The organism is Pseudomonas bijieensis (assembly GCF_013347965.1).
Classification (GTDB): domain Bacteria; phylum Pseudomonadota; class Gammaproteobacteria; order Pseudomonadales; family Pseudomonadaceae; genus Aquipseudomonas; species Aquipseudomonas bijieensis.
Map to the genome: position 1 here is coordinate 4,547,157 of NZ_CP048810.1, position 20,996 is coordinate 4,568,152.

Sequence of the window (20,996 nt, forward strand, 5' to 3'; positions counted from 1 at the left end):
GCCCCCGGAGAGTGTTCATGGCTTACGAGCGTACCCTTGATTTCAATAGCGACGCGTTTCGCGGCGAGGCCTATCGGCATTATGCGGCGCTGCGCCAGGCGGCCCCGGTGTTCCTCAGCCAGGCGCAAGGGCAGTTGCCGATGTGGTACGTCACCGGAGCCCGGGAGGTCGAGGAGGTGCTGCTGGATAACGAGCGCTTCGCCCGTGACCCGTCGCGGATCGATGCGCAGTTCGCCGCGATGCTCGGTGGCGAGCAATCGATCGCGTTCCTTAACGAACACATGCTCAACCGCGATGGCGACAGTCATCGCCGCTTGCGTCGCCTGGTCAACAAGGCCTTCACGTTGAAGGCGGTGAACGCCCTGCGGCCGCGTATCGAGCAGATCGCCGAGACGTTGCTGGAGCCCGTGCGGTCGAGCGGGCGAATGGACGTGGTGAGCCAATATGCATTCCCGTTATCGATCACCGTCATCGCCGAATTGCTTGGCGTCCCCGCGCAAGACCGTGACGATTTCCGCCGCTGGTCCCACATGATCGTCCAGCAAGTGGGCCACGACCTGAGCGAGTTGCAGCGTTGCTACAACGAATTCGCCGGCTACATGCTTGCGTTGATCGACCAGCGTCGGGCGCAGCCGGGCGACGACCTCGTTTCGGCGTTGGTGCAGGTCGAGGAAGAGGGCAGCAGGCTCAGCCAAAGTGAGCTGTGCAGCATGATCGCTTTGTTGATCATCGCCGGGCACGAAACATCGGCGTCGATGATCGGCAATGCCGTGCACATGCTCGTGCAGCACCCGAAGGCGCTGGCGCGCTTGCGTGACGACCCGGCGCTGATGCCCGGCGCGGTCGAAGAACTTTTGCGCTATGACTCGTCGGTGGAGCGGGCGATGGTCCGCTTCGTCACCCGTGACACCGAACTGGGCGGGCAGCGTTTGTTGCGCGGGCAACTGCTGATGGCGGTGGTGGGGTCGGCCAATCGTGACGAAGCCCTGTGTGCAAATCCTGACACGCTCGACATCGCTCGCCCGGTCTGCCCACATATGTCTTTCGGCAAGGGCACTCACTACTGCCTGGGCGCCTCGCTGGCCCGGCAGGAGCTGGAAATTGCATTGAATACGCTTCTTCGGCGTTGCCCCGGGCTGCAATTGGCGGTCGATCCCGGCGCCGTGCGTTGGCGCTACGTACCCAACTTCAGGGGGCCGGAGGCGTTGCCGGTGTGTTGGTCGGTGGACTGAAGCGGTTGCTTGCCGGGAGAAGCCCTGGTGACGGTGCATGCGGTTTACTTGAGAGGGCGTATGAATGTGTGGCGAGGGGATTTATCCCCGTTGGGCTGCGAAGCGGCCCTGAAGCCTGCCGCCGTGGCGTGCCTGGCTGGTCGCAGCCAACCTTTTTGGGGCTGCTGCGCAGCCCGGCGGGGATAAATCCCCTCGCCACAATGGACCGAATAAACCCTGGGTGAGTAACGTTGTTTGTGACCTGTGCAGAAAGTGGCACAGGCCTTTGCCGGATAGAAAAACGGCTCGTCCAACGTCCCGCCGGACGAGCCGTGGACTCACGCCAGGCTGGCCTCCTCGTTTTGCGCCGGCGCTGAAAGGGTGGTGGGTATCGTGTCGCTTGGCGTCAGGTGCAGTCCATAAAGCACGACGTCGGCACGGTTATCCGCGAACCGGGCGATCCCTGGAAAGCGTCCCCATTGCGTCGCGCCAAGCCCTTGTACGCCGCGTTTGCTGGCCTCGTTGTGCTCGATGATCCAGGCCACCAGCGTCTCGAAACCATACCGTTTGGCCAACACCACCGCGGCTTGGCCAAGGCGAATGCCGACGCCGCTGCCGATGTGGTCGTTGCGCACGTAGATCGACACTTCACCGGTCAATCGACAGGCCTGGGCACCCCAGCAAAAGCGATTGACGATCAACCAGGCGACGACTTCGCCAGCGCGTTCGAGCACGTAGATCGGGTCGCCCTCCTTGACGAAACAGTCGACGAAGAACGTCATTTCCTTCAGGGAAAACGCTCTGAGTACAGGGGAACTGGTCCCCCCCAGAGCGCTTTCGTTGAAGATATCTGTCATCACCGGCAAGTCGTCGGGGGTGTAGCGGCGCACGCCGCGTGGCAGGTCGGGCCGGCTGTTCAAACGATTCTGAGTCATGGCCGGGCTTCTCCGTAGACGCTTCGCTTGAGTTGTTCACGCGCGCGAAACAACCTTGAACGCACGGTGCCAATGGGTACGCCCAGCCGTTCGGCAGCGTCGCGATAGCTGCTTTCGGTGTCCACGGCGGTCCACAGGGTATCGCGCATGTCCTTGGGCAGTGCGTCCATGGCGATCAGCGTACGGTCCAGCAACCGACGGTTGTCGCACAGTTCACTCAGATCAATGTCGTCACTGGACTCGTTGAACTCGCTTTCATCGAAAGTGCTCAGCGGCGGCTGTGCGTAGAAGCGGCGGAAATGGTTGCGGATCAGGTTCAGGGCGATACCGCACAACCAAGTGTCCTGCTTTGCCAGCCCTTTGAACTTCTGCTGGTTACGCCAGGCTTCCAGGTAGGTGAGCTGGATGATGTCGTCGGCGTCGTCTTGGTTGAGTACGCGTTTTTGCACAAACAGACGCAGTTTGCGTTCCTCGCCGAAGCAGATGCCTGGCGCACCCGTGGGTGCCGGGGAGGTTTGCGGGGGGGCCATGAGATTCAGGCTGTTCATCAATAAATCCCTCTGAGTAGGTTCCGTAGCGTCGATGCAAATGTCGACGTTTCCCCTGTCAGCAGGACCTGTGCCAAGCCAAATTTGTTAGTTATCTATTTGATAAGTAAGTATTTTTATCTAGTGCTTTTGCTCTATTTGTGCAAGGGCATGCACAGCCGTCCCAAGCCCCACTGCATGAAATTGCACCGAGCGAACGCTTGGTCGGGAAGCTCTCTCGAACCGGTCAGAAAAGGCCATGGCCGCCGATGGAACCGAATGCCGGATCACCGCCACCCACTGAGCGTCCGAAACCATGCTCACGGCCATCATGAAAGTAGAAGCCCCGACCAATGCGCGTATTGCCGTCAATCTTGCCCAGGCCGCTTCGGCCGTCGTGGGCATGGGCAAGCCTGTCGAATCGTTCCAGGCCGTGCAGTCCAATTCGATGGAGGAGGTCGGCATGACCTTCAGCCATCACGTGGAGCGCAATACCAAGGCGCTGAGCCAGCGGCGCATTCGCAATGCTCGCAGTGAGGTGGGCCAGGTGCGGGTCGAGACGCGCGAGCAGTTGGAGGAGTGGTACGACCAACTCGGTCATCCAGGCAAGCAGAGCCTGGGGGCCATGGCCGCCCAGGCGGGTCTGTTGTTGTGTGGCGAGCCGGTGCTTGAAGAAGTGGTGCAGTCCACTGGTGGAGACCCGGCCCGTACCGACCTGATCCTGCAACAAACATTGCGCGATGCCGAGGTGCAAGGGCGTCTCGTCGAAGCCCAGCGTGCTCGCGATTACCTGCAGCTATTGCGCGAGCGTTATGGCGCGCAGATCCAGGCGGGCATGAACATCGCCGAGGCATTGCGCGCTGCGGGCGGCGATCCCGAATTGCGCCAGGCGGTACGGCGGCTCTACTACGACACCGTGGTGCTCAAGCAGTCATTGCCCACCATGATGCAAGCATTGCTTGGCCTGTTTGGCGAGGCGGCGTTCGTGCCGGGGCTGGACATGATGCGCCGGGCACTGGCTGACGACATCGCCGCGCATACGCCTTCACGCCCTACCGCGCTGTTGCGCACGTTGTTGATCGGCCTGGCGGCCTCGACGCAACTGGGCAGTGTCCTGCACAGCTGTCGCCGTTTGCTGGAGCAACTGGCCTACAGCTGTCCGGCCAGCCAGCTCACCGCCGTGTTGTTGCTCCAGCGCATGCTGGGGTTTGTCAGCAGTGGCCTGTCAGCGGCGGAAGTGCGGCGCATCGGGCGTGAGCTGGGGGGCGACCAGGAGCGCGACCAACTGGTCTCCCTGAACGGCCTGTATCCCTTGCTCAAGCGTTTGCCGCTGCCCCTCTGGCGTGATGGCAAAAGCCGACAGACCGCGTTGAAGAATCTGTTGGTGCTGCTCGATGAGCGTTCCCGTGGCGAGCCCCGAAGCCAGACCGCCGTGCCGGTGATTGGAGCGCGCTCATGATCGCCCTGTTGAACAAAGTCGCCAACGAAGCGGTGCGGCGCATCGAGGTGGTCGGGGCGTTCGTGGTGCTGGGCATTGTCTTCATGCTGATCCTGCCCTTGCCGACCGCGGTGGTCGATGCGCTGATCGCGATCAACATCTGTATCTCCTGTCTGCTGATCGTGCTCTCGCTGTACCTGCCACGGCCGCTGGCGTTTTCCTCGTTTCCGGCGGTGCTGCTGTTGACCACGTTGTTCCGGCTGGCATTGTCGGTGGCGACCACCCGATTGATCCTGCTCCAGGGCGACGCCGGCCATATCGTCCAGGCGTTCGGCAATTTCGTGGTGGGCGGCAACCTGGCGGTGGGGTTGGTGATCTTCCTCATTCTGACGGTGGTCAACTTCCTGGTGATTACCAAGGGGTCGGAGCGGGTCGCCGAAGTGGCGGCGCGTTTCACCCTGGACGCGTTGCCGGGCAAACAGATGTCCATCGACAGCGACCTGCGGGCGAACCTGATCGATGTCAGCGAAGCCCGGCGGCGGCGCGAGGAATTGAACAAGGAAAGCCAGCTGTTCGGTGCGATGGACGGGGCGATGAAGTTCGTCAAGGGCGACGCCATCGCGGGCTTGGTGATCGTCGTGATCAACCTCATCGGCGGCTTTTCGGTCGGCATGATGCAGCACGACATGGGCGCGTCCGAATCGATGCACCTGTATGCCGTGTTGACCATCGGTGATGGTCTGATCGCGCAGATTCCGGCACTGCTGATTTCCCTCACCGCGGGCATGATCATCACCCGGGTGTCGCCGGAAGGGCAGCCGGCGGGTAGCAGCGTGGGCAAGGAAATCGCTCAGCAGTTGACCGCCGAACCCAAGGCCTGGGTGATCGCGTCGGTGGGCATGCTCGGCTTTGCGGCCTTGCCCGGCATGCCGACGCTGGTGTTCATTGTCATTGCCCTGATCACCGGCACCGCAGGCATCCTCCAGTTGTACGCGCGTGCCCGGCAGGCACGCCAGGGCGACCAGCCGACGGAGGTCATCGCCCCGGCACAAAACGGTGCCGAAGACCTGCGCAGCTTCGACCCGACCCGAGCCTATCTTTTGCAGTTTTCCAAAGCCATGGAAGGCAACGCGGCGGCCGAGGACGTCATCCAGGCGATCCGCAAGAAGCGCAATGCCCTGGTGGCTGGCTTTGGCCTGACCCTGCCGCCCTTTGAGATCGAATACAGCGTGCTGCTGGAGGACGACGAGTTCCGCTTCTGCGTGCACGAGGTGCCGATGTTGCGCGCCACTTTCGGTGAACGTGTGGCCGTGGCGCGCGGGCCGCTGCCGTTCGAACCGCGCGACGTGCAGGTCGGCAGCGAGGTGCGTGACGAGCATCAGTGGCTATGGCTGACGCCTGACGATCCGCTGCTGGCGGACGAGCGCGTGGAGGCGGTGCCTGCCGGCGAATTACTGGTGGAACGGATGAGCCGCGCCATGTTTGCCACGGGCCCGCAATTCCTGGGACTCCAGGAGAGCAAGTCGATCCTCAGTTGGCTCGAAGCGGGTCAGCCCGAGCTGGTGCAGGAGCTGCAGAGAACCATGCCATTGGCCCGTTTCGCCGCCGTGCTCCAGCGCCTGGCCGGCGAAGGTGTCCCGCTGCGAGCGGTGCGTCTGATCGCCGAGTCCCTGATCGAGCATGGGCAGCACGAGCGTGACGTCGGTGCGCTGACCGACTACGCACGCATCGCCCTGAAGTCGCAGATCTATCACCAGTACCGCGACGAAGACGGCCTGCACGTGTGGCTGTTGACCCCGGAAACCGAAGGCCTGTTGCGCGACGCGCTGCGCCAGACCCAGACGGAAACCTTTTTTGCCCTGGAAAGCCTGCATACCCGCGCCTTGGTCATGCAGTTGCGCGAAGGCTTCCCGTTGCGCGCCAAGCGCGTGGCCGTGCTGCTGGTGGCGCAAGACCTGCGGGCACCGCTGCGCGATTTGTTGCGCGACGAATTCAATCACGTGCCCGTGCTCGCTTTCAGCGAGTTGCACAGCAATGCCCAGGTCACCGTGCTGGGGCGTTTTGACCTCGAGCAGGAAAAACTACAAGTGGAGGACGCGGCGTGACGGCAGGTCTTGGCGCGCCGGCAGCGCAGCCTCCACGTAACGATGCAAATCCAGGTGCGGTCGATGGCCTGGCTGTGACAGAGGACGGGCGCCGCCGGTGCCCCGTCGTACAACCGGAATGTGGGCGAGCGTCTGTCGCCCCTTGAGGAACTGGCCATGTTCGAACTGCGTGTCTTGAGTGGTCTGCACCGAGGTGCGGCGTTGCCGCTGGTGGGCGAGCAATGGGTGATCGGGGCGGCGGAGGATGCCGACCTGGCGCTTTACGATCCGGGCATCTGTGGGCGCCACGTTGGCCTGCGGCAGGTGCAGGGCCAATGGCTGCTGGAGCTGCTGGAGGGGACAGTTTGCGATGGACAAGGCCAACCTTGGGCGCCGGCCGAGCCCTTGCAGAGCAATGCCCCGTTTGCCGTGGCAGGCGTCTGGCTGTGCCTGGCCCCGGCCGATCAGCCCTGGCCCGAAGAGGCGGCGTTGGATGACGCTGCGCATCTGACGACGGCGCGGGAAACCCCGAAACCCGTCGTGCGGCCATCGTGGCCCAAGCGCCTGGCAATCGCCGCGGCGGTGATTACTGTTGCCTCCAGCGCCTGGGCCTTTACCAGCCAGCCGGCGCAGCCTGTGGCGCGCAGCCCGGCCCAGCAGCTCAAGCACAGCAAAGTGGCATTGGACAATGTCGAGGCGGTCCGCCTGGAACTCGATCGCATGTTGCAGGAACGTGATCTGGGCGCTGGTGTGCGGGTCGAGAGCCAGGGTGACCAGTTGGTCCTGGTGGGCGAACTGCCGCGCCAACGCCTGGCGATGGTCGAGCGCTTGATCGAGCGTTTCCACGATCGTTACGAGACGCCAATCGGGATCACGGCCAGCGTGAAGGAGCGGCTGACGCAACTGCCGTTCCAGATCGCCCAGATCGTCGGTGGCAAGCGTGGCCATGTGGTTACGGCCGATGGACGTCGGCTGTTCCTGGGCGACCAGATCGATGGCCTGCGCTTGACCGCCATCGACAGCGGCAAAGTCACCTTCGAGGGTGACCAACGCTACGAGGTCACGTGGTGATGACGCAGGCGGCCATCGCGCGACTGGCGGCCTGGGAGGCCGGGCAACTGGCGCACCTGCGTCGCTTCGCGCCGGTCATGGTGCGTGGGCGGGTGCAGCGGGTCAGCGGCATCCTGTTGCAGTGCCGATTGCCAGGGGCACAGATCGGCGACCTCTGCCGAGTCGAGCGCGACGCCCGGGAGCCGCTGCTCGCCGAGATCGTCGGCTTCGACCAGCACGATGCCTTGCTCAGCGCCCTGGGCGGCCTGGAAGGCGTCCGGGTCGGTGCGGCGGTGGAGCCGTTGGGCATGCCCCATCGGGTGTGCGTGGGGCCGCAGTTGCTAGGCCAGGTGTTGGATGGCTTCGGCCGGCCGCTGGTGGACGGCGGCGCCGGGGCGTTTGCCGGACCACACGTGCTGCAAGCTTCACAGGTGATTGGCGAGGCCCCGGCGCCCACCGCGCGGCCGCGTATCCAACGGCCCTTGATGACCGGCGTACGGGCCATCGACGGGCCGCTGACACTGGGTGAAGGCCAGCGTGTGGGGCTGTTCGCCGGCGCCGGTTGCGGCAAGACCACGCTGCTGGCGGAAATTGCCCGGAACGTTGACTGCGATGTCATCGTCTTCGGCCTGATCGGTGAGCGTGGGCGCGAACTGCGCGAGTTCCTCGACCATGAGCTGGATGATGAACTGCGTGCCCGTGCGGTCCTGGTGTGCGCCACCTCCGACCGATCGAGCATGGAACGGGCCCGTGCGGCGTTCACCGCGACAGCCTTGGCCGAGGGCTTTCGTGCCCGAGGCCAGCGCGTCCTGTTGCTCATCGATTCGCTGACCCGCTTCGCCCGGGCCCAACGTGAAATCGGCCTGGCCGCCGGCGAGCCGCTGGGGCGCGGCGGCCTGCCACCGTCGGTCTACAGCTTGCTGCCGCGCCTGGTCGAGCGCGCCGGGTTGACCAACGAGGGCGCCATCACCGCGTTCTATACGGTGCTCATCGAGCAGGACTCCATGAACGATCCAGTGGCGGATGAAGTGCGGTCGCTGCTCGACGGTCACATCGTGCTGTCGCGCAAGCTCGCCGAGCGCGGCCACTACCCGGCTATCGACGTGCTGGCCAGCCTGTCGCGAACCTTGGCCAACGTGGCCGAGGCAGAGCACCTGCGGGCGGGCATCAATCTGCGTCGATTGCTGTCGGCCTATGAGCAAATCGAACTGATGTTGCGCTTGGGCGAATACCAGGCCGGCGCCGACCCTTTGACCGACCTGGCGGTGGAGTCCCATGGAGCACTGGACGCCTTCCTGCGCCAGGACCTGCGTGAGCCGGAGCCGTTCGCGTCCACGTTCGCTCACCTGCAGCAGTTGACCGCTTATGTCCCGGGTTGATCTGGACGCCCTGGCGCCGATTCGCCGCCACCGTGAAGCGCAAGCTGAACGAGTATGGCGCCAACAGCGTGAGCTTTTGCGCGAGCGCGAAGCGGCGGTGGTCGCCGCGCGGGCGCGCATGCAGGCGACCAGCGAACAGCAGACGGTGCAGCGCGAAGCGTTGTATGGCGAGCACTGTGGCCGGGCGCTGAGCGTGAGTGAACTCAATGCCTGGAGTACCCAGGAGCGACGTTTGATCGGCGAGCTGGCCGAGCAAGCGCAGGCATTGCAGGCACTGGACGCTGAACAGGCGCAGCAGGCACAGCACACGGCCGCCGCCCAGCAGCGGCTACAAGGGCGCCGGCGTGATCTGGAAAAGCTCAGCGCAATGATGGAGCACTTGGTGGAGATCCCCAGCGATGAATGACCGTACCGTGCGCAGTGGGCCGACACCGCACAACAACCCCCCGGCCGCTCCCGTTCGGCATTCGCCTCGGGCGTATGAGCAACCGCCCGCCCAGGTGAGCCGGGCCATCCGTCCGGCGGCGCGTGACTCTGTGTCTACAACCGGGCGCGACCCCGACGTAATGGCGGGACGCAGTGACGGTTACTGGTTTCGCCAGTGGGTCGATGCGCCACGGGGCGGTACCCAGGACGACACCGCGGGCACCGGTTCGCTGGCGGGCCTGGTCAGTTTGGAGAACAGCGAAGTGGAGGCGTTTGTCGACCAGCTCACGCCACGCTTGCGCGCCACGCTCGACCAGCAATTGGACCTGCTGCTGCACCTGCCCAATCTGGGCCGCATCAAGGTGTCCGCCCGGCGGCTGGGCGGGGCGTCCGGGTGGGACATCGGCCTGAACAGCGAAAATGAAGACGTACAGGCGCGGTTGTCGAGTCGAGCCGGCCGCCTCGAAGACGCGCTGACCCAGAGCCTGGGCCAGCCGGTGAGCGTGCGCGTGGCGCGGGAAGAAGAGGCAGGCGCGATATGACCGTCCATGCATTGGCGCTACCGCTTGTGGGCATCGAGGACGCCACCGCCCGGCGGCTATTGGGGATCGGAGTCAGTTTGCCCTTCGAGGTGGCGGGTGACACGGGCCTGCTGGAACTGACCCCGGGCGGCGACGTGGCTGGGGGGGCGCCGTGTGCGCTGGCCTGTGCCCATGGTGCTTTCACCCTGGATGAGCCCGGCGCGGTGCTCAGCCTGTTCGGGGAATGCCCGGTGGTCTTGCCCGCCGAACCCGGCCCGGACGACACGTGGTTCTGGTCGCTGTTCCAGCAAACCCTGAGCGAGCCCCTGCGCCTGGCATTCGGCTTTCTCAAGCCAACGGCCGAGCCTGCCGTGCCCGGCATCGCCTGCCGGCTCGACGTGAGACTGGGGGCGGCGCGCGTCACGAGCCATCTGCAAATGCCCGGTTCGGTCCTGCTGGGGCTGCTTCGCGCCGCCCCTTGGCGCCGGCGTACCGCACCAGGGATCGACGGTTTTGCGCTGCATGTTCCGCTGGAACTGGGACGCCTGGCACTGGCTGCCGGGCAGTTGGCGGCGCTGCGTCCCGGTGATGTGCTGGTGCCGGAAACCGCCTTGTTCGACTCGTCCGGCCAAGGGCTGATTCGCCTGGGCCGGCATTGTTTGCAGGTGCGGGTACACAGCCGTGCCGCACCGTTGCGCCTGACCTTGCTCGCTCTGGAGGAGACCGTTATGAGCACCACCGCCGACACCGACATCCTGACGCCGGACTGGGACGATACCGCCCGCTACGAACCTGAGGCCCAGGCCCCCGAGGCGGCCGATCAACCGGCGTTGGACTATGCCGCCGCTGAAACCGAGGAGGCGCCGATGATGGAACCGGCTGCTGCCGATCTGCCCGAGCGCTTCGACGACCTGCCGCTGGCGCTTACGATCCGCTGCGGTCACTTGAGCCTGACCCTGGGCGAACTGCGCAACCTGGCGCCCGGCGCGGTGCTGCAAGTGCAGGGCGTGACACCGGGAACAGCGGCGCTGTTCTATGGCGAACGGGCCCTGGCCCATGGCGAGCTGGTGGAGGTCGATGGCCGGTTGGGCCTGCAGATCGCTCGCGTGGATGTGGCTGGATGAGCTTCCAGGGGGTCGACCCCTTTCTGCTGGCGCTGTTCATCGGTGGGATCTCGTTGGTCCCCCTGCTGCTGATCATCTGCAGTGCCTTTCTCAAGATAGCCATCGTGCTGACGATCACCCGTAACGCCATCGGCGTGCAGCAAGTGCCGCCCAATATGGCGCTGTATGCCATTGCGCTGGCCGCGACGCTGTTCATCATGGCGCCGGTCGGTCACAACATCGCCGAAGAGTTGAAGGAGCGACCGTTGGATTTCAGCAGTACCGAGGCACTGCAAGGTTCTGCCCTGAACGCGATAAAACCGCTGCAGGCGTTCATGTCGCGCAATACCAACCCGGACATCCTCGCCCACCTGCTGGAAAACACCCAGCGGATGTGGCCCAAGGAACGCGCCGAGCAGGCCAGTCGCGACGACCTGATGCTACTCATCCCGGCCTTCATGCTGTCGGAGCTTGAGGCCGGCTTCCAGATGGGCTTCCTGATCTACATCCCGTTCATTGTCATCGACCTGATCGTATCCAACCTGCTGCTGGCGCTGGGCATGCAGATGGTCGCGCCCATGACCATTTCATTGCCGCTCAAGCTGCTGATTTTTGTCCTCGTGCAGGGCTGGACGCAATTGCTCGACAGCCTCTTCTATTCCTATCTTTGAGGACGTGCGATGGACGCGCTGACGTTGTTTAAGGAAGGCATGTTGCTGGTGGTCCTGCTCTCCGCGCCGCCCTTGATCGTGGCGGTGATCGTCGGCGTGTTGACCTCCCTGGTGCAGGCCTTGATGCAGATCCAGGACCAGACCTTGCCCTTCGGCATCAAGCTGGTGGCGGTCGGGCTGACCTTGCTGGTCACCGGTCGCTGGATCGGCGTGGAATTGCTGGGACTGCTGCGCCGGGCATTCGAAATGATGGCCAACACCTGATGACGGCCCAGGCTTTCGTCCCGTACTTCGACTTGCTGCTGTCGATCGCGCTCGGCATGGCGCGCATTTACCCGGTCGCTTACCTGGTCCCGGTGTTTTGCTTCCAGCACCTGCGAGGCTTGCCGCGCCATGCCGTGGTGTTTGCCCTGGGCATGTTGCCGGCGCCCGGTATTCGCCAGGCGCTGATCGACGCCCAGGTCAATTGGCTGTCCCTGGCCGGTCTGATGTTCAAGGAGCTGGTGCTGGGTTTCTTGCTCGGGGTGCTGCTGGCGATGCCGTTCTGGTTGTACGAATCGGTGGGCGCCTTGCTGGACAACCAGCGCGGCGCGCTCATCGGTGGTCAGTTGAACCCGGCGCTCGGCACCGACACCACGCCCCTGGGCCACCTGTTCAAGGAAATGACGATCTTGCTGCTGGTCGCCACCCTGGGCATTGGCACGTTGACCCAGGTGATCTGGGACAGCTACCTGGTGTGGTCGCCCACCGTCTGGTTTCCATTGCCTGGCGCGGATGGCTTCGGCGTGTTTCTCGGGCTGCTCGCCGAAATGTTCATGCACATGATGCTCTACGCGGCGCCCTTTATCGGCTTGCTGTTGCTGGTGGAGTTCAGCCTGGCGCTGCTCAGCCTGTATAGCCCGCAATTGCAGGTATTCGTCCTCGCCATGCCGGCCAAGAGCCTGATCGGCCTGGGCTTCCTGCTGTTCTACCTGCCCACCCTGTGGGACGCGATGACGGGCCGTCTTGGCCGCTATGGCGAAATCCGGCATCTGCTCCATTTGTTGTTGCAGGCGCCCTGAAGGAGGGCTTCGCCCATGAGCGAAGACAGTGGCGAAAAGACCAAGCGGGCGACGCCCAAGAAGATTCGCGACGCGCGCAACAAAGGCCAGGTCGGCCAGAGCCAGGACTTGAGTAGCCTGCTGGTGCTCGCGGCGATCACCGAAGTGGCATTGACCCAGGCCGACGACAGCATGCAGGCGTTGGAAGACCTGGTGGCGTTCCCGCTGCACCGGCTGGATGTCGACTTCGTACGGGCCTTCGAGGAAACCTTGGCTCATGCTGGTGGCGTGCTGCTCAATTTCACCTTGATGACCGTGGGGCTGGCGATCGTTACGCGCCTGGTGGCCGGTTGGATACAGTTCGGCTTCCTGTTCGCTCCCGAAGCCCTGCAGCCTGACCCGAACCGCTTGAACCCGATGAACCAGGCCAAGCAGATGTTCTCCGGCCAGGCGCTGATCAACCTGTTCATGGGATTGGTCAAGGCCGTGTTTATCGGCAGCGTGATTTATCTGGTGACCCTGCCGGCACTCGGCTCGTTGATCAGCCTGGTCAACGGCGATTTGCACAGCTATTGGCGCGGGTTGGCCAGCCTGTTTCGGCACATCATGCACGTTTGCCTGGGTGTATTGCTGGTGCTGGCGATTCTCGACTTTGGCCTGCAGAAATATTTCTTCGCCAAGCGCCTGCGCATGAGTGAGGAGGAGGTGCGCAAGGAGTTCAAGGAAATGGAAGGCGACCCGCACGTGAAAATGCATCGCCGCAGCCTGGCCCGGCAATTGGTCGACCAGCCCGTCAACAAAGAAACCAAGCCGGTGGAGGAGGCCGACATGCTGGTGGTCAACCCCACCCACTTTGCCGTGGCGCTTTTGTATCGCCCCGAGGAAACGCCGCTGCCGCAACTGATCGTCAAAGGCGTCGATGCCGAGGCCCGGGCGCTGATCGAACGGGCCAAGGCGGCGCGGGTCCCGGTCATCCAGTGCATCTGGCTGGCACGAACGATCTACCGCGAAGACGTCGGCGGTTATATCCCTCGGGAAACGCTCCAGGCGGTTGCGCACATTTATCGGGTGCTGCGCGAGCTGGATGACGAGGCCAAGGGCGAGGTGATCGAGATTCCGGAATTGAACCTGCGTTGAGGTCGATGGAACCGATGCACATGTGGTTGCCACTCAGGTAGTGAGCCAGGTTCGTCCGGCCGATACCGGCCTGCCGACAGTGCTCACCACACATCGACTCGTGGAGGATTTTCCATGCCTGATCCCAGTTCCCTGACGAACCCCCTAAGGGGCACAGGTGCCCTGCACGGCGCCGACAGCTTATCGCCCTCGCGCTCGCCCTCGCTGAGCCAACGACCCCGTGAGGCGCAGCAGCGCCAGGGCAGCCAAAGCCTGCACACACGAGGACGCTCCTCCTCGACGCCCCCTGCGGTGCATCAACGTGGCCGTACCCGCACGCGGGACGCCAACCACGCGGCGGCGCCGAATGAAGCTCAACCGCTGGATGACGCGCAAACGTCCAGCGCCACTTCGGCATCGCGCACTCCGGACTCTTTCATGAGCGAGATGGAAACCCGTCAAAAGGAGTTGATGGAAAAGCAGTTCGATATACAGATGAAGATGGAAGAGCGCCAGAGCGCCATGATGCTGATTAAAAGCTCCGCCGACATGGCCAAGCTGATGAGCGATACGGTGACCGAGGTGACCAAGGGCTTCATGGACAGCGCGAGGAAAGTCATGCAGGAGGGTGGCGAGGCGATGAAGCTTCGATAAGGTGGAGGGTGTACATCGACCCCGGGGGTGTTGTCCGATGGGGCCGATGTGCATCTGCACCAACCACCGTCTACCCCAGTCGGGTGCGGCTTGCGTTCAGCGAGGCCGGACGCGGGCCACTGGGCATTGCAGGCACCGCCAAGCGCGCACGAACCTCGCCGACCTGGGCGATGAAACCCACGATCCAATGGCAGAACCGCGCCTCGTCGAGCATCGCCAGCGGGCAATGGGCGCACAGGCGAACGCTGCCCTTATCGTCCAGCGCCAGCCAGCTGCCGCCGAGCAGGTCCAATCGAAAGTTGAGCTCCAGCAAGCGCTTGTGCAGGCCGGGGGGCGTGGGCAGGGACATCGATCGAGCAATGAAGGATAGCGACGTCGCCGTGATCGGGCAGCTCGATGACCACGGCTTCGCGGTTGCTCGTGTCATACAGCGCACACACGCCACCTTCCAGTTGCAAGTCCGCATGCAGGTGTTGCGCGAGGGCCGAGATCAAGCGCTGGGCAAGCGGTGCGACAGTCATGGAAACCTCCCTCAATGCAAAAAATGTCATGAACCGTTGTGGCGAGGGGATTTATCCCCGCTGGGCTGCGAAGCAGCCCTGAACCTGCCACCGTGGTGTATCAGGTTGATGTGATCAGCTCTTTGGGGCTGCTACGCAGCCCAGCGGGGATGAATCCCCCCTCGCCACAGGTTAAACATGTCCCCAAAGAGGGGTCATCGTGTCGTTCAATAAGTGACCGAGTAATCGTCGAGCTCCTCCAGGCCCAGCAGCGACAACTGCCTGGACTGGATTTCATCGAGCAGTTCAGTGGACAGCGGCGCCTCGGGCAGTGCCTGCCAGACCACGAGCGCTCGCTGCGGATCGAGAAACACGAACAGCTGCGCGTAGTCGGTCGGGTGGGCGAAGCGCCGTTCGAGCGCATGCTGGATCTGGTTTGCGCGTAGCGCCTGGCTTTGTATCTGTAAGGCGAGCCCGACGCTGTGAGGCTCGCGTCGCAGACAGAATTCAATGCCCGGGGCTATTTCCCAATACGTCGCGATGCCGGCGATGATGTTCTTCTGGAAGGCCTGGCGAGTGCTCACGCTGTGTACCGAAAAAGACATAGCGTTTCAGTTCTCCAATGGGACGACCGTATGGTCCAGTGGGTGTTCGGGGGAGCCAAGGCCGCCGCGCATGCCGGGCGACCACCAGATCACCAGCCGACCGTTGTCCGGTTCGGCGCGGCTGCAGGCATCGCCCTGGCAGCCCGAGCGGTTCGCGCAGCCGGCGAACACCGGCAGGCTCAGCAATAAAACGAGCAACAGTGGCGTGCGACTCATGGCAGGGTCCTCGCGCTGGTTTGCAGAAGAGAAGGGCGCTCGCCGCCTGGCGTGCGCGTGGGTTGTTTCATGACCACGAACACTTCGGTTTCCTCGCCGGGCTCGAGCCACACCTTCGGCCAGGCGGAGGTGGCCAGGGCCCAGCGGCTGCCGCAGCTCGCCTCGTCGAAGCGCAACCGCTGCTGGCCGTCGTTGCGTACCACGCCCACGGCGATGCCGTAATCGGCACCTGCGAACCATTGCGCCCGTGCAGCGTCCAGCGATAGCCCGGGTTGCAGCGCGCACAAGGTGTCGGGCGAATAAGGAATCGACGCAGCCTGTTTGAACGTGGCCGGAATGTTGCCGTCGGCGAGTTGGGCGAGCACATCGCTGACTTCGATACGGCCGATGGGACGGGTGCCGTTGCGACGCTCTTCCAGGCGGGCCATGGCGCTGTCGACCTGTTCGCGGTCAAGGGCAGAGATATAGCGGGCCGGGTCGACCTGGTCGCCGATCAGGCGCGGTGTCAGGATGAAGACCCGTTCGCGGCGGCTGGTCTCGCGGGTGGTCGAGGAAAACAGCAGCGGCCCGATCAGCGGGATGCGACCCAGCCATGGTACCCGTTCGAGGTTGTCGCCGGTCTCTTCGGTATGAAATCCGCCGACCACCAGCGACCGGCTTTCCCCCATGACAGCCTGGGTGCTGACCACGCCCCGACGTACGCTGGGCGTCTGCTGGCCGACCTCCGAGGGTTCGATGCGGCCGTCTTCGATGTCCAGGGACATCTGGATCTGATTGCGCCCCCCGGTCTCGATGGCATGGGGCACGACCTGCAAGCTGGTGCCCGCCGTGATCGGCTCGACGGTGGCTACGCGCTCGCCGATGGCGGAGATGTACTCGGTGCGGCTGAAGTCGATGACCGCCGGCTGGTTCTCCAGGGTCAGAACCGATGGGTTCGCCACCACCGAGGCCAGGCCTCGGCCCTCCAGGGCACGCAGTTGCGCGGAAAAATCGCCGTAGTCCTGAATGAACACCGTCGAGCTGGCGCCGGGGCGAATCATCGAGGCTCCACCGATCAGATCGCCGCTCTCGACGTTCCAGTTCGAGGCCAGCTCGGCCAGTTGCGTGCGGTCGATGTCGAGGATGATCGCGTCGATCTCCACCAGCTTGCGCGGTACATCCACATCGCGAATCAACGGCGTGTAGATTTCCCGCCGCTTGGGCGCGTCGTAGATGAGCACCGCGTTGTTGCGCACGTCGGCCTCGACGCGGATCTTGCCCCGGCCGCCTCCACCGCCGCTCGCGCCAGACGGTACGCGGTTGGTGTTCGGGCGCCCCATGCCGTTCAATGCCAATTGTTCGATGTTGCCCATGGTCGCCGATTGCTGGGCCTGCATGTTCTGGAACGACGCTTGGGGCGAGGCCGTCTGCATGCCGCCCGACACGGCGCTGCGGCTTTCCAGCAAACCTTTCAGGATGCTGGCGACTCCGGGAATGACCAGTGTCTCGCCGCGGTACTTGACGTTGCGGTCGGCGGCGGTGGCATAGCGCAATGGGAAGCTGATCACTTCCTGTTTTTCCTCGGGGGTCTTGCGTGCTTCGGCAAACTGCGTCACCAGGCGTACATAGCGTTCCGGGCCGGATACCAGGACCACGCCTTCGTCGGGCAATTCACCCCAGCCGAAACGCGAATCCAGCAGGCCGATGTCGGTCAAGGCTTGCTTCATGTCCGGCACGGCGTCAGCGGACACTTCCAGGCGCGTGGAGTCCTGGTTCTGCAAGGGGCTGACGTACAACGTGTTGCCGTACATGAACCACTGGAAGCGATTTTCCAGGCCGAGCCTGTCGAGGAACGCCTGGGGACTTTCAGCGCGCATCCGCCCGTCGACGGTGCCTTTCACCGTGCCATCGATCACCAGTTGCACCGCGAAGGTGTTGGCGAAATCGCCGAGTACCTTGGCCAGCGGTGTGCTCTGGGCGTCGTAGGCGTAAGGCGTGTTCTTCCAGTCGGTCGGTATGGCCGCCTGTGCCGGCAGGCCCGCGCCCAGCGCACCGATCAATGCCAGTGCGACCAGCGAAGGTTTCGCCCAGCGGCGTGGGATCGACTGGCCAAGGTGTACCTTGCCTGCGGTCATCAAGCGGTACGGCGTAAGCCACCTGTTAGGCATGGCGGTTTCCTGTTCCGAGCAAGTGAGAGTGCGAGAGGCGTCGCGCTACAGGCGCCGCAGCGGCACGTTGGTCTTTATTGAGAATGGATTGCCAGGTATCGCGCTGGTTGAGCAGTGCTTCGAGTGCCTCGATGAGGTCGTCGATGTGCCCGTCCGGCGCCAGTTGCGTCAGCAGCCATAAACGCCCGTCCTGCGGCGAACGGGCCAGCGCGCCGGGAAATCGCGAGAGGCTTGGGTGCGCCAGCCGAAGCAGGTCTTCCAGAACCATCTCATGGGGCATCGGGACGGTCAGCTCGACCGATACCAGCAAGGCCTCGTCGAGCTTGCTGAAGGTCGCCTCGCCATCGTCGATGACAAGGCCGAAGTGCTCCGGGCCATCGACGCTGGCGCTCCAGCGGGTGAGCTGTGTTCGCAGCTCATGGCATTGCATCGATGATCGCCTTGGCGAGGTTGTGATGGGCAGTGGTCTGTTGAGTCGCTGCGTTCACCGCGACGGACATGCCGTTCATGCTGGTCAGGAATGAATGCATGTCGTCGAGCGACTGCGTTTCTGCCGCGTTCATCGCAGCGTTGTTGACGTTGTCGGTCGCGCGTTGGAAGTAGGTGTCGAGGCGGCGCTGGACGGCATCGGCGGAAGACATGGGCGGTTCCTCTGGGTTAGGCATGTTCACGATGTGAGTGGTGGTCATGCCATTGGCGGTTCCGCGCATATGAGGAAAAAAACCTGGGGAAGTGTGGTTTGCTTGTGATGATGGTGGGTCAGTTGGCGTTGGGGGTGACTGTGCTGGGTCAGCTTGCGGTGATGTTGGATGTGCCGCCGTCTCGCGAGCAGGCTCGCTCCCACAGTTTTTCCGGGGTGTTCACAGACATTGCAGCCAGCACAAATCCCCTGTGGGAGCGAGCTTGCTCGCGATAGCGTTGGGTCAGCTTGCGGTGATGTTGGATGTGCCGCCGTCTCGCGAGCAGGCTCGCTCCCACAGTTTTTCCGGGTGTTCACAGACATCGCAGCCAGCACAAATCCCCTGTGGGAGCGAGCTTGCTCGCGATAGCGTTGGGTCAGCTTGCGGTGATGTTGGATGTGCCGCCGTCTCGCGAGCAGGCTCGCTCCACAGTTTTCCGGGGTTCACAGACATCGCAGCCAGCACAAATCCTGTGGAGCGAGCTTGCTCGCGATAGCGTTGGGTCAGCTTGCGGTGATGTTGGATGTGCCGCCGTCTCGCGAGCAGGCTCGCTCCCACAGTTTTTCCGGGTGTTCACAGACATCGCAGCCAGCACAAATCCCCTGTGGGAGCGAGCCTGCTCGCGATAGCGGTGGGTCAGTTTGCAGGGATGTGTGGTGGATCAGGCAGGCGCAAGGCTTTGACAGCGGAGGGCCAGTCGAGCAGGAATGTGCCGCCTGGCGTTTCCAGCTTCAGTTGATGTCGTTCCATGTCGGCATCCGCCACCGGTGTCCAGGGGCGCTTGCCATCGGTGCCCAGGCTCTGCGTCAGGCTCGCCAGGTCTTCGGGATGGCAGCGGAGGGTGGCGCTGACCGGGTCGTCCTGGCGCGACGCCAGTTGGCGGACGAGCGCATCGATACGTGCCTGCTCCGGGACCTCGTTCAACAGCGTCCCCAGGGCTTCGTTGACCAGGTGTGCGGCGCTTGTCTCGATCCGCTCCCACATGGCTTGGCGCTGGGCTTCCCAGGCGGCGAGCAAGGTCTCGGCCTTTTCCCAGAATCGAGCTTGAGCCTCAAGCACGGACGCGTCCGCCTCTGTGCTGGCGCGTTCAAGCCATTGCGCAGCCTGGGCCTGGGCCTGTTCGAGGACGACCTGCGCGCGGGCACAATCCACCAGGGTTTCGCGGGCGATATAGGGCTGCGACAGGCTTTGGCCATCGGGGCGCAGTTCAAGCGAACGCCGAGCGAGCATCGTGTTTCTCCGTTTGGATAGGGGCCGGGGCTGCCAGGCTTTGCTCAGCCTTCCAGCAGGCGGACTGCCAAAGCGTGTTCAGCTTGGCGGCTGGCGGTTGAGGGGCGCTCACCGATTCGATGGTGATGATTCTGTCGCGTGGGAACGCCAGGCGCGCACGTTCCCAGACCCGTTCACCCAGCCAGGCGCGCAGCAGTGCGAGCGGATCCTGGCCTTGTTCGAGCCAGTGTCCCGGCCGCAGGGCTTTGGCGGTGCGCTCGCACCAGGCCCGGTCTTGCGTGGAAAGTGCCGGCGTTGCCGTTAACGGTGCGCAAGTGCTCGCCACCAATTCGCAGGCAAGGAACAAGGTCCGCGGTGTACCGCAGAACAGTGATTGCAGCGCCGGACTGGGTTGGGGTGGCATGCACGGGGTCATGCCGAAGCTACGTGCAAGCGCGGCATGGTGCCCCCGGGCGAGGGCGTCGATTTGCGGTGCGGTCAGCAGGCAAAGCGTCGATGAATACCAGTCCCGGTCTGCTTCGCGCCAAGCCAGGCTCCACCAGCGAACCCATTCAATTTCCGCCGTCATGCGGCGGTACCGTTACTGCCGGGCTTGGCCCCCGGGGGTTTCACGGCAAACAGCCCAGGTGTCGCACTGCCTTGAGGTGCGGCGGGCGCTCCGGCTGGCTTGGCGAGCTTGTGCTCGAGAAACCGTGGCAGCACCAACACGCCCTGGCGCCATAGTCGATAGAGGCCATAGAGGGCGCCCATCAGGATGGCGAGCAAGGCGATGCTTGCCGCCACGGTCACCGCTCGCCAGTAACCGATGTCATCGGCCTGCATGAGAAAGGGGCCGAAGTACGCCATCTTGCGCTGTTCCTGATAGGGTGCGGCGGGCACGAATACCACCGATAACTTGGTCGGGTTCTGAGTGGCGTCGGCCATGCCGGGAATCCCGCTGGCGACCAGGTTACGCACACGCGGGGTAATGCTGTCGGGGTCCAGGGCACTGGTGTGCTTGATGAAGACCGAGGCCGATGCGGGCTGGACCGGCTCACCCGGGGCCACCCGTTCCGGCAGGACCACATGGACCCGGGCGAGCACCACGCCATCTATTTGTGAAAGCGTCGATTCGAGCTCCTGGGACAGCGCGTAGATGTAGCGGGCACGCTCTTCCATCGGCGTGGAAATGACCCCCTCCTTGCGGAAGATCTCCCCCAGGCTGGAGCGGGACCGACGCGGCAGGCCGGCGGCTTCGAGGACTTGGACGGCGCTGTTCATATCGGCAGGCTCGACCAGTACGGTCAGTCCGTCTTTATCGACTTGCTTGCTCGCCTCCACGTTCTTGTTCGCCAACTCGGCGATCACTTCGTTGGCATCCTGCTCGGAAAGATGGCTGTGCAGCGCCGTCCGTTCGTCACAACCGGTGAGCAGCAGACACAGCAACAGTGTTGAGAACGCGCGCATGGACATGACCGGCCTTC

24 protein-coding genes are annotated in these 20,996 nt (G+C 63.9%); 13 read left to right on the forward strand and 11 right to left on the reverse strand.

The window, feature by feature from the left end; genetic code table 11:
* Positions 1-17 precede the first annotated feature (17 nt).
* Positions 18-1,232, forward strand: coding sequence for a cytochrome P450 family protein (locus GN234_RS19870; protein WP_109752508.1), 1,215 nt, complete (start codon positions 18-20; stop codon positions 1,230-1,232).
* Positions 1,233-1,549: 317 nt separating this feature from the next.
* Here the strand turns inward: GN234_RS19870 and GN234_RS19875 are convergent, their stop codons facing one another.
* On the reverse strand, positions 1,550-2,146 hold the full coding sequence (locus tag GN234_RS19875) for a GNAT family N-acetyltransferase (RefSeq protein ID WP_109752505.1): 597 nt from the start codon (positions 2,144-2,146) through the stop codon (positions 1,550-1,552).
* A complete protein-coding gene (locus GN234_RS19880; protein ID WP_109752503.1) occupies positions 2,143-2,694 on the reverse strand; it encodes an RNA polymerase sigma factor in 552 nt (183 codons plus the stop codon). Before GN234_RS19880 ends, GN234_RS19875 begins: the two co-directional genes overlap by 4 nt.
* 295 nt (positions 2,695-2,989) lie before the next feature.
* On the opposite strand from GN234_RS19880, the gene GN234_RS19885 reads away from it, so the two are divergent.
* The 12 genes from GN234_RS19885 to GN234_RS19940 all read left to right on the forward strand — a co-directional run bounded on the left by GN234_RS19885 (position 2,990) and on the right by GN234_RS19940 (position 14,155).
* Entirely contained in the window at positions 2,990-4,132 is a 1,143-nt protein-coding gene (locus GN234_RS19885) for a TyeA family type III secretion system gatekeeper subunit (RefSeq protein WP_176688949.1), read from the forward strand.
* Positions 4,129-6,216, forward strand: a complete 2,088-nt coding sequence (sctV, locus tag GN234_RS19890) for a type III secretion system export apparatus subunit SctV (protein WP_109752501.1) — start codon at positions 4,129-4,131, stop codon at positions 6,214-6,216. Before GN234_RS19885 ends, sctV begins: the two co-directional genes overlap by 4 nt.
* 156 nt (positions 6,217-6,372) lie before the next feature.
* Entirely contained in the window at positions 6,373-7,266 is an 894-nt protein-coding gene (locus GN234_RS19895) for an FHA domain-containing protein (protein WP_116833694.1), read from the forward strand.
* The gene (locus GN234_RS19900) at positions 7,266-8,624 is read left to right on the forward strand and encodes a FliI/YscN family ATPase (RefSeq protein ID WP_109752498.1); all 1,359 of its coding nucleotides are present in this window, start codon (positions 7,266-7,268) and stop codon (positions 8,622-8,624) included. Before GN234_RS19895 ends, GN234_RS19900 begins: the two co-directional genes overlap by 1 nt.
* Complete coding sequence (locus GN234_RS19905; RefSeq protein ID WP_109752496.1) at positions 8,611-9,030, forward strand: YscO family type III secretion system apparatus protein; 420 nt, start codon at positions 8,611-8,613, stop codon at positions 9,028-9,030. Before GN234_RS19900 ends, GN234_RS19905 begins: the two co-directional genes overlap by 14 nt.
* On the forward strand, positions 9,023-9,592 hold the full coding sequence (locus tag GN234_RS19910) for a type III secretion protein (protein WP_176688950.1): 570 nt from the start codon (positions 9,023-9,025) through the stop codon (positions 9,590-9,592). Before GN234_RS19905 ends, GN234_RS19910 begins: the two co-directional genes overlap by 8 nt.
* Entirely contained in the window at positions 9,589-10,695 is a 1,107-nt protein-coding gene (sctQ, locus tag GN234_RS19915) for a type III secretion system cytoplasmic ring protein SctQ (RefSeq protein ID WP_176688951.1), read from the forward strand. Before GN234_RS19910 ends, sctQ begins: the two co-directional genes overlap by 4 nt.
* Positions 10,692-11,345, forward strand: a complete 654-nt coding sequence (gene sctR, locus GN234_RS19920; RefSeq protein WP_116833691.1) for a type III secretion system export apparatus subunit SctR — start codon at positions 10,692-10,694, stop codon at positions 11,343-11,345. The genes sctQ and sctR overlap by 4 nt, the downstream gene beginning before the upstream one ends.
* 9 nt (positions 11,346-11,354) lie before the next feature.
* On the forward strand, positions 11,355-11,609 hold the full coding sequence (sctS, locus tag GN234_RS19925) for a type III secretion system export apparatus subunit SctS (protein WP_003206603.1): 255 nt from the start codon (positions 11,355-11,357) through the stop codon (positions 11,607-11,609).
* Entirely contained in the window at positions 11,609-12,406 is a 798-nt protein-coding gene (gene sctT / locus GN234_RS19930) for a type III secretion system export apparatus subunit SctT (protein ID WP_109752489.1), read from the forward strand. The genes sctS and sctT overlap by 1 nt, the downstream gene beginning before the upstream one ends.
* Before the next feature lie 15 nt (positions 12,407-12,421).
* Positions 12,422-13,522, forward strand: a complete 1,101-nt coding sequence (gene sctU / locus GN234_RS19935; protein ID WP_116833690.1) for a type III secretion system export apparatus subunit SctU — start codon at positions 12,422-12,424, stop codon at positions 13,520-13,522.
* 114 nt (positions 13,523-13,636) lie between these two features.
* Complete coding sequence (locus GN234_RS19940) at positions 13,637-14,155, forward strand: type III effector (protein WP_176688952.1); 519 nt, start codon at positions 13,637-13,639, stop codon at positions 14,153-14,155.
* A 70-nt stretch (positions 14,156-14,225) separates the two neighbouring features.
* Here GN234_RS19940 and GN234_RS30065 read toward each other — a convergent pair whose 3' ends face one another.
* The 9 genes from GN234_RS30065 to sctJ form a co-directional block, all read right to left on the reverse strand.
* Positions 14,226-14,504, reverse strand: a complete 279-nt coding sequence (locus GN234_RS30065) for a CesT family type III secretion system chaperone (protein WP_233459478.1) — start codon at positions 14,502-14,504, stop codon at positions 14,226-14,228.
* A 378-nt stretch (positions 14,505-14,882) separates the two neighbouring features.
* Positions 14,883-15,260 (reverse strand): transcriptional regulator, encoded by a 378-nt coding sequence (locus GN234_RS19950; RefSeq protein WP_109752483.1) that lies wholly within the window; start codon positions 15,258-15,260, stop codon positions 14,883-14,885.
* A gap of 6 nt (positions 15,261-15,266) precedes the next feature.
* The gene (gene hrpT, locus GN234_RS19955; protein ID WP_024619913.1) at positions 15,267-15,476 is read right to left on the reverse strand and encodes an HrpT family type III secretion system protein; all 210 of its coding nucleotides are present in this window, start codon (positions 15,474-15,476) and stop codon (positions 15,267-15,269) included.
* Positions 15,473-17,623, reverse strand: coding sequence for a type III secretion system outer membrane ring subunit SctC (gene sctC / locus GN234_RS19960; RefSeq protein WP_134926261.1), 2,151 nt, complete (start codon positions 17,621-17,623; stop codon positions 15,473-15,475). Before sctC ends, hrpT begins: the two co-directional genes overlap by 4 nt.
* Positions 17,616-18,053 (reverse strand): type III secretion system chaperone, encoded by a 438-nt coding sequence (locus tag GN234_RS19965; protein ID WP_176688953.1) that lies wholly within the window; start codon positions 18,051-18,053, stop codon positions 17,616-17,618. The genes sctC and GN234_RS19965 overlap by 8 nt, the downstream gene beginning before the upstream one ends.
* On the reverse strand, positions 18,040-18,264 hold the full coding sequence (locus GN234_RS19970) for a type III secretion protein (RefSeq protein ID WP_109752478.1): 225 nt from the start codon (positions 18,262-18,264) through the stop codon (positions 18,040-18,042). The genes GN234_RS19965 and GN234_RS19970 overlap by 14 nt, the downstream gene beginning before the upstream one ends.
* 675 nt (positions 18,265-18,939) lie before the next feature.
* On the reverse strand, positions 18,940-19,533 hold the full coding sequence (gene sctL / locus GN234_RS19975; RefSeq protein ID WP_176688954.1) for a type III secretion system stator protein SctL: 594 nt from the start codon (positions 19,531-19,533) through the stop codon (positions 18,940-18,942).
* On the reverse strand, positions 19,511-20,101 hold the full coding sequence (locus GN234_RS19980; protein WP_176688955.1) for a hypothetical protein: 591 nt from the start codon (positions 20,099-20,101) through the stop codon (positions 19,511-19,513). Before GN234_RS19980 ends, sctL begins: the two co-directional genes overlap by 23 nt.
* A complete protein-coding gene (gene sctJ / locus GN234_RS19985) occupies positions 20,098-20,985 on the reverse strand; it encodes a type III secretion system inner membrane ring lipoprotein SctJ (RefSeq protein WP_176688956.1) in 888 nt (295 codons plus the stop codon). Before sctJ ends, GN234_RS19980 begins: the two co-directional genes overlap by 4 nt.
* Positions 20,986-20,996: the final 11 nt, after the last annotated feature.